At 72.0% G+C, this 8551-nt stretch carries 6 protein-coding genes and 1 pseudogene; 5 read left to right on the top strand and 2 right to left on the bottom strand.

The window, feature by feature from the left end; translation table 11 throughout:
• The 5 genes from ACFE60_RS15510 to ACFE60_RS15490 form a co-directional block, all read left to right on the top strand.
• Window positions 1-1238 (top strand): protein kinase (locus ACFE60_RS15510; protein ID WP_375389764.1); only part of this gene is annotated, 1238 nt, incomplete at its 5' end.
• A gap of 270 nt (window positions 1239-1508) precedes the next feature.
• A complete protein-coding gene (locus ACFE60_RS15505) occupies window positions 1509-2096 on the top strand; it encodes an adenylate kinase (RefSeq protein ID WP_375389763.1) in 588 nt (195 codons plus the stop codon).
• A gap of 200 nt (window positions 2097-2296) precedes the next feature.
• Complete coding sequence (locus ACFE60_RS15500) at window positions 2297-4399, top strand: MFS transporter (RefSeq protein ID WP_375389765.1); 2103 nt, start codon at window positions 2297-2299, stop codon at window positions 4397-4399.
• A 90-nt stretch (window positions 4400-4489) separates the two neighbouring features.
• Window positions 4490-5368, top strand: coding sequence for a DNA-methyltransferase (locus ACFE60_RS15495; RefSeq protein ID WP_375389762.1), 879 nt, complete (start codon window positions 4490-4492; stop codon window positions 5366-5368).
• Window positions 5369-5515: 147 nt separating this feature from the next.
• Entirely contained in the window at window positions 5516-7525 is a 2010-nt protein-coding gene (locus ACFE60_RS15490) for an acyl-CoA dehydrogenase (protein ID WP_375389761.1), read from the top strand.
• A gap of 63 nt (window positions 7526-7588) precedes the next feature.
• Here the strand turns inward: ACFE60_RS15490 and ACFE60_RS15485 are convergent, their stop codons facing one another.
• Together ACFE60_RS15485 and ACFE60_RS15480 are read right to left on the bottom strand one after the other, a co-directional pair.
• Window positions 7589-8245, bottom strand: coding sequence for a DedA family protein (locus ACFE60_RS15485; protein WP_375389760.1), 657 nt, complete (start codon window positions 8243-8245; stop codon window positions 7589-7591).
• A pseudogene (locus ACFE60_RS15480) lies at window positions 8242-8551 on the bottom strand (hypothetical protein); the annotation flags it as partial. The gene ACFE60_RS15485 and the pseudogene ACFE60_RS15480, both read right to left, overlap by 4 nt.

Raw genomic sequence — 8551 nt, 5'->3', positions numbered from 1 at the left:
TCTTCTCCGCGACGCCCGATGTCGAGCACATGGCGCTGCAGCAGGCCGAAGCGCGTCTGATCGCCGGGATGAACCACCACGCCCTGACGACCCTGTTCGACGCCGGTGTCGACACGACCGATCCGCGCGACCCCAAGATCTACCTCGTCATGGAACGCATCCCGGGACTCGATCTCCGGGCGCATCTGCGACGGTACGGCCGGCTCACCCCGGTGCAGGTCGCGTACCTCGGATTCGACCTCGCCGAAGGTCTGCAGTTCGTGCACGAGCACGGGTTCCTGCACCGCGACATCAAGCCCGCGAACGTGCTGCTGGCAGACCGAGGGATGAGCACCCGCATCCGCGGCAAGCTCACGGACTTCGGGATCTCGACCCTGATCGGCATGCCGGACATCGGCGAGTACACCACGGGCACCGCGGCGTACCTCTCCCCCGAGCAGGTCGACGGGCAGGACCCGACCACGGCGTCCGACGTGTACGCCCTCGGACTCGTGCTGCTGGAGGCGGTCACCGGCCGCGCCGCCTACCCGGGGAGCGTGGAGCAGTCCGCGTTCGCCCGGCTGGACCGCGATCCCGCGATCCCCGACCTCGTCCCGGCCCCGTTGGCCTCGATCCTCCGTGCCATGACGCAGCTGCTCCCCGAGGACCGCCCCGCGCTGACCGACGTCGCGAGCGCGTTCCAGCAGGCCTACATCGACGACCTCGTCGGTGCAGGACGGGTCACCCGTGAGCTCCTCGCGCCCGGGGAGGAGCAGCGACTCGCCGCCCTGCGCCGCTTCAACGTGCTCGACACCCCGCCCGAGGACGCGTTCGACGACATCACGGCGATGGCCTCCCGCGTCCTCGGCGTCCCCATCGCGCTCGTCTCCCTCGTCGACGCGGACCGGGTCTGGTTCAAATCACGACGGAACTTCGACGAGACCGAGGTCGACCGGAACGTCGCGTTCTGCTCGACCACCAATCCCGCAGACGGACGGGCCTGGACCATCCCGGACGCCCGCTCCGACGCCCGTACCCGTTCCAACCGGCTCGTCACCGACGGCCCGCACGTCCGGTCCTACGCCGCTGCGCCCCTCCGGACCAGCGACGGGCACGACATCGGCGCACTCTGCGTCTTCGACACGGAACCGCACGAGTTCAGCAGCGACGATCTCGCCAACCTGACCACCCTGGGCAACGTCATCATGCGCGAGCTGGAGCTGCGACTGGCGAGCCGCCGCGCCATCTTCAACACCTGACCCCAGAGGACCGCCGCACGGCGTCCTCGTGCTCGCCGAGACGGACGTGACGCCGCAGTCGCCGGGCGCGTCGTCCGGCTGCGGGCTGCAGCCGACCTGACCGACCACCCCCTCCGAACCCCGCATTCAGGGGACTTCGCGCCCACGGTGCGCGGATCGTCTGGTAAGCAGTCTCCGCACCTGCGGGCTCGACGTCGCGCCGGAGGACGACCCGACTCCTCGACGCGTCGCAGATCGAGACCCTGCGTGATCACTGGAGGAGCACCCCTGATGCAGCGAGTCGTCCTGTTCGGCCCCCCGGGCGTCGGCAAGGGAACGCAGGGCGGTCGGCTGGCCGTCGCGCTCGGCGTCCCCGCGATCTCGACGGGCGACCTGTTCCGAGCGCATCTGCGCAGCGGCAGCGACCTCGGCAAGCAGGTCGAGGCGCTGATCAAGGCGGGCGACTACGTGCCGGACTCGATCACGAACGAGATGCTCGCCGAGCGGCTCGCCGAGCCCGATGCCGCCGGCGGCTTCCTGCTGGACGGGTACCCGCGCACCGCGGACCAGGTCGTGGAGCTCGACCGCCTGGTCGGGCTGTCCGGCGCCGCCATCGACGCCGTGCTGCTGCTCGACGCGGCCGACGACGAGCTCGAGCGCCGTCTGGTGGGCCGCGCGACCGAGCAGGGGCGCGCCGACGACACCCCGGAGGTGATCCGGCACCGCCTCGGGCTCTACCACTCGGAGACGGAGCCGCTCGTAGCGCTCTACGACGCGGCCGGTCTCGTGCTGCGCGTCGACGGCACAGGGAGCCCCGACGAGGTGCACGAGCGCCTGCTCGCCGCGATCGCGCTGCGGGAGCCGACCCCGCAGGGCTGATCCCGACCCGCGGGTCTGCTCGGAACGCGCCGTTCGCGCGCGGATGCTCTGAACTCCGGTTGCAGAGGGTGTAAAGTTGCACTCACTGCAAGCATCGATGTCGGGCTGTGGCGTCGATCGCTGCGCCCTCCGTCGCGCGTCCGCTCTCCAGAAGGACCTTCGTGACCACCACTCAGACCGCGCCGCCCTCCAGCGCCGTGATGACCCATCGGCAGATCCTGCTGGTCATCTACGGCCTGATGGCCGGCATGTTCCTCTCCGCCCTCGATCAGACGATCGTCGGCACCGCGATCCGCACCATCGGCGACGACCTGCACGGCCTCGACCAGCAGGCCTGGGTGACCACCGCCTACCTGATCACCTCGACGATCGCGACGCCGATCTACGGCAAGCTCTCCGACATCTTCGGGCGGCGGCCGCTCTACATCTTCGCGATCTCGATCTTCGTGATCGGGTCCCTGATGTCGTCCTTCTCGACGTCGATGCTGATGCTCGCCGCGTTCCGCGCGGTCCAGGGCATCGGCGCCGGCGGTCTGATGTCGCTGCCGCTCGCGATCATGGGCGACATGCTCGCCCCCCGCGAGCGCGCGAAGTACCAGGGCTACTTCCTCGCCGTCTTCGGCATCTCCTCGGTGATCGGGCCCCTCGTCGGCGGCCTCTTCGCCGGAGCCAGCCAGATCCTGTTCATCACCGGCTGGCGCTGGGTCTTCCTGATCAACGTCCCGATCGGCGCGGTCGCCCTGTTCATGGTCCTGCGGTTCCTGCACCTGCCGCGCTTCGGCTCGCGCTCGGTGCGCATCGACTGGTGGGGCGCCACCGCGGTCGTCGCGACCCTGGTCCCGGTGCTGCTGGTCGCAGAGCAGGGCCGCATCTGGGGCTGGGCGTCGGCCGGCTCCATCGCCTGCTACGTGATCGGCGGCCTCGGCCTGATCGGCTTCCTCATCGCGGAGACGCTGATGAAGGACGACGCGATCATCCCGCTCAAGCTGTTCCGCTCGCGGGTGTTCTCGATGTCGACCATCCTCGGCGTGCTCGTCGGCTTCGGCATGTTCGGCGCCCTGCTGACGCTGCCGCTGTACCTGCAGATCGTGACCGGGCTGACGGCGACGGAGTCGGGCTTCGCCACGCTGCCGCTGATGGCCGGCCTCATGATCGCGTCGATCGGCTCCGGCCAGATCATCTCCCGCACGGGCCGCTACCGGATCTTCCCCGTGCTGGGCACCGCGATCCTCGCCGCGGGCTTCGCGTGGATGACGACGATCTCGATCGACAAGCCGCTCTGGTACCTGATGATCGGCATGCTGCTGATCGGGCTCGGGCTCGGCCAGCTGATGCAGACGCTCACCATGGCGAGCCAGAACTCGGTCGAGCCGCGCGACATGGGGGTGGCGACCAGCTCCTCCACGTTCTTCCGCCAGATCGGCGGCACGCTGGGCACCGCGGTGCTGCTCTCGGTCCTCTTCGCGGCGCTGCCGGGCAACATCATGACCGCCACGGCGAACCGGGCGAACCTGACGAGCGCCCTCGACGCGGCTCTGACGCCCTCCGTCGCGGAGGCCCCGAGCAACGCCGGGATCATGAAGCAGCTCTGGAACCCGATCGTCACCCCGATCAAGGAGAAGCTGGCTTCGGGCCTCGCCGACGGCACGACCGCTGCGAAGGCGGCCGCCGACACGGCGGCGACCGAGCAGGTGACCGCCGCGGTGACGAAGGCGGTGGACGCGCAGGTCGCGGCCGGCGCGGTGCCCGCAGCGGCGGCCCCGGCGGTGATCGACCAGCAGGTCGCGGCCGCTCTGCCGGACGCGAAGGCGAAGGCGGAGACCGCGGCGCTGGCCGCGGCAGCGACGCAGGCGAAGGCGAGCGTCGTGAACGGCGCCCTGACGATCGACTACGCGAACGCCACGCAGCGGCAGCACGTCGTCACCGAGGTCGTCCCCGGCATCGAGTCGGCGCTGAAGAAGGGGACCTCCGGGTCCTCGACCTCCGCGAGCAGCTCCTCCTCCATCAGCGACACGTCGTTCCTGAACGGTGCGGACAAGCGCCTGTCGAAGCCCTTCCTGACCGGCTTCAACACCTCCGCGGTCCTCATCTACTGGGTCGGGCTGATCGTGGTGCTGACGGCGTTCGTGATCACCTGGTTCTTCAAGGTGCCACCGCTGCGGCAGCGTTCCGCGCTGCAGGAGCAGGCCGACAAGGCCGCGGCGGACCAGGCGGCGAACGCGGACGCGACCGTCGCGGCGAGCGCGACCGGCACGGTCGCTCCCGCGCCGTCGCAGCCGGAGCCGGTCGGCACCCGCCGGTAGCGGACGAAGAACGGAGGGGGCCCGTCGCGGGATCGCGGCGGGCCCCTTCCGCTGCGTGCTGTCGGAGGCGCTCCCTAGGCTGATGCGGTGATGCTCGACCGACCGGGCACCCCCCTCTGGGCCCCGTTCGGCCCGGATCTCGTCGTCGAGGGCGACAACCTCCCGCATCTGCGCGCGCTGCCCGACGGGGCGTTCCGGCTCGTCTACCTCGACCCGCCCTTCAACACCGGCCGGCAGCAGGCCCGCCGCACCACGGTGACCAGGCACGATCCGATCGGCGGCACGCGGATGGGCTTCCACGGGCGCCCGTACGACGTGGTCAAGGGCCTCGTCACGCGGTACGACGACGCCTTCCCGGACTACTGGGCCTTCCTCGAGCCCCGGCTGGAGGAGGCCTGGCGCCTGCTCGCCGACGACGGGACCCTGTACCTGCACCTCGACCAGCGCGAGGTGCACTACGCGAAGGTGCTGCTCGACGCCCTGTTCGGGCGCGAGTGCTTCCTCAACGAGATCGTCTGGGCCTACGACTACGGCGCCCGCACGACGCGGCGGTGGCCCGCCAAGCACGACACGATCCTCGTGTACGTGAAGGATCCGGAGGGGTACTGGTTCGACAGCGCCGCGGTGGACCGCGAGCCGTACATGGCCCCCGGGCTCGTGCCGCCGGAGAAGGCCGCAGCCGGCAAGCTGCCCACCGACGTGTGGTGGCACACCATCGTGTCCCCGACGGGGCAGGAGAAGGCGGGCTACCCCACGCAGAAGCCGCTCGGCGTGCTGCGCCGCATCATCGCCGCGTCGAGCCGGCCGGGCGACTGGGTGCTCGACGCCTTCGCGGGCAGCGGGACGACCGGCGCGGCTGCGCGCGAGCTCGGGAGGCGCTTCGTGCTGATCGACGAGAACCCGCAGGCGATCGAGGTGATGCGCAGCCGGCTCGGGGCGGGCGTCCTCGTCCGCACCGCCGACCCGTGATCTCCCACAGCGCTCGACCCCCGTCGTTGTAGGACCTCCACGAGAGTCCGCCCCGACAAGCCGGGGCCGTCCACGGTTCCCGCCGAACGGTTCCTCCAGCGCCGCCGCTTCGGGTTACCGTCCTGACCGATCGATCAGGAGGCTGGGATGACGGTGGAGCAGACGAGCGCGCGGACCCTCGAGGCGCAGGCGGCGGCCGAGACGCCGGCGGGCGGCGCACCCGACCTCGGCCGCATCCGCACCGCTCTGCTGGGCAGCTGGCCGGACATCCGGCTCGCGGCCCGCGCGCGGACCCTCGACCCGGCCCTGCACCGGCTGGACGACCTGCGCGTCGCGGAGCACCGCGACCGGGTGACCGCACAGCTGCAGGTGCTGCTGGACAGCGGCGCCGTGCGCCTGCCCTTCCCGTCCGCGTTCGGCGGCACCGACGACGCGGGCGGCAACCTCGTGGCGTTCGAGGAGCTCGTCACCGCGGACCCGTCGCTGCAGATCAAGGCGGGCGTGCAGTGGGGGCTCTTCGCCGCGGCGATCCTGCACCTCGGCACCCGCTACCACCACGAGCACTTCCTCGCCGACGCGATCGAGCTGCGCACCTTCGGCGGCTTCGCGATGACGGAGACGGGGCACGGGTCCGACGTGGCGTCGATCGCGACGACGGCGACCTACGACCCGGCCGTGCAGGAGTTCGTGATCGACACCCCCTTCCGCGCCGCGTGGAAGGACTACATCGGCAACGCCGCCGTGGACGCGCGCGCCGCGGTCGTGTTCGCGCAGCTCGAGACGCTGGGCGAGCAGCACGGGGTGCACGCGTTCTTCGTGCCCATCCGCGACGAGGCCGGCCGATTCCTGCCCGGGGTCGGCGGCGAGGACGACGGCCCCAAAGGCGGCCTGAACGGCGTCGACAACGGGCGCCTGCACTTCTCCGGGGTGCGCGTGCCGCGGGCGAACCTGCTGAACCGCTACGGCGACGTGGCGCCCGACGGCACCTACTCCTCCCCCATCGCCAGCCAGGGGCGCCGGTTCTTCACCATGCTCGGCACGCTGGTGCAGGGTCGCGTCTCGCTCGCGGGCGCCGCGAACACCGGAGCGAAGATCGCGCTGCAGATCGCGCTGACCTACGCGGACCAGCGGCGGCAGTTCGTCGCCGCCGGCAGCGACGAGGAGGTGCTGCTCGACTACCCGCGGCACCAGCGCCGCCTGCTGACCCGCCTCGCGGCCGTCTACGCGGCGACGTTCACGCAGGACGAGCTGCTGCAGGACTTCCACCGCGTGTTCACCGGCGCCGAGGACACCGACGAGTCGCGGCAGGAGCTGGAGAACTTCGCCGCGGCAGCGAAGGCGGAGGCGACCTGGAACGCGCTGGAGACGGTGCAGGAGTGCCGGGAGGCGTGCGGCGGCGCGGGGTTCCTCGCCGAGAACCGCTTCGGGCAGCTGCACGCGGACCTCGACGTGTACGTCACGTTCGAGGGGGACAACACCGTGCTGCTGCAGCTGGTCGGCAAGCGGCTGCTGACCCGGTACGGACGCCGCCTGCAGGCGGCCGGTCCCGCGGGTACCGCCGCGATCGTCGGCGGGCAGGTCGCCTCCTCCGCGGCGGCGTCCGCCGGGCTGACGGCGATCGGTCAGCGGCTGGCCGACGGGATCACCGTCGCCGGCGCCGCTCGCGCGCTGCGCGAGACCGCGGTCCAGGAGCGCCTGCTGACGGAGCGCGTCGAGGTCGCGATCGCCGAGATCGCGCCGGCGCTGCGCCCGGCGCCCGGCGTCTCCCCCGAGGCGCTGGCGAAGCGCTTCGCCGAGCACCAGCACGCGCTGATCGAGGCGGCGCGGGCGGAGGCGCGACTGCGGCAGTGGAAGGCGTTCACGCGGGCGGTCGAGCGCGAGACGCACGCACCGACCAAGGCGCTGCTCACCGTCGTCCGCGACGTGTTCGCGCTGCAGGCGATCGAGCGGGAGCTCGGCTGGTACCTGACGCGCAGGCGCCTGAGCGTCGCGCGTGCGACGGCGGTCTCCCGCACGCTCGACGCGCTGCTGCTGCGCATGCGGCCGTACGCCGTTCCGCTGGTCGAGGCCTTCGGCTACGAGCAGGGCCACCTGCGCGCGCCGATCGCCTCCGGCGCCGAGGCCGCGCGCCAGGTGGAGTCCCGCGCCACCCGCTGACGCTGCCGCTTCCACGTCGTGCCGCGGGGATCCCATCCTCGCGGAACGAAGCGCGATCGAGAGTCAGTCGGCGTCCGTCCGCCGGGCCCGGGCACGCCGGGCGCGACGGACGATCAGCACCACGACGCCGACGCCGATCGCCGAGTAGACCACGACGTCCAGGACCTCGAGGTAGGGGTCGATGACGTGCCGCTGGGTGCCCAGCGCGGCGCCGAGCAGGATGAGCGCCGCGTTCCACACGCCGCTGCCGATCGCGGTGCAGACCACGAACGGCCCGAGGTGCATCCGGTCCGCGCCGGCCGGCACCGAGATCAGGCTGCGCACACCCGGGACCAGCCGGCCCAGGAGCACCGCGACCGCGCCGTGCCGGTGGAACCACGCGGCGCCCCGGTCGAGGTCGTCCTCGTCGACCAGCCGCGTCCTCGCCAGCAGGCGCGATGCGCGGCGCATGCCGAGTGCGGCGCCCAGCCAGTACAGGAGCAGCGCGCCGACCGTCGATCCGACGGTGCTCCACGCGACGAGCGCGACGACGGAGAGCCCGCCTTCCCGGCTGAGGTAGCCCGCGTACGGCAGGATCACCTCGCTCGGGATCGGTGGCACCACGGTCTCGAGCAGCACGAGCGCCCCGACCCCCAGCTCACCGAGCGTGACGATCAGATCCCCCGCGAACGCGAGGAGGCCCGTCTCCTCCCGCGTCCCGGTCGCAGCGACCAGCGTCACCGTCGACCGAGGTCGTTGCCGACCGAGCAGGTCTGCTGGTCGACCGACTGCCCGACGACGGTGCCCGGCAGGTCCACGGTGTCGCCGGATGCGGACGCCGAGGCCGAGGCCGAGGGCGACGGGCTGCCGGTCGCGGAGGAGGACGGGCTGGGTGTCGGCGTGCCGCCGGCGTCGACCGAGCCGGAGCCCGAGGTCGCGCCCGTCTGCTTCTTCGCGAGCCGCAGCGTCTTGTCCGCCTTGACCGCGTCGATGAGCGTCTTCGCCGGGGCGTCGTTCGCGACCAGGCCGTCGCCGTAGAGCACCGGC

This window comes from uncultured Amnibacterium sp. (assembly GCF_964245895.1).
In the GTDB taxonomy this organism is placed as follows: Bacteria; Actinomycetota; Actinomycetes; order Actinomycetales; family Microbacteriaceae; genus Amnibacterium.
This window is presented reverse-complemented; position numbering and strand designations above follow the sequence as displayed.

Coding starts and splice junctions, on each gene's coding strand:
- ACFE60_RS15505 (WP_375389763.1), top strand. CDS start 1,509: ATGCAGCGAGTCGTCCTGTTCGGCCCCCCGGGCGTCGGCAAGGGAACG.
- ACFE60_RS15500 (WP_375389765.1), top strand. CDS start 2,297: ATGACCCATCGGCAGATCCTGCTGGTCATCTACGGCCTGATGGCCGGC.
- ACFE60_RS15495 (WP_375389762.1), top strand. CDS start 4,490: ATGCTCGACCGACCGGGCACCCCCCTCTGGGCCCCGTTCGGCCCGGAT.
- ACFE60_RS15490 (WP_375389761.1), top strand. CDS start 5,516: ATGACGGTGGAGCAGACGAGCGCGCGGACCCTCGAGGCGCAGGCGGCG.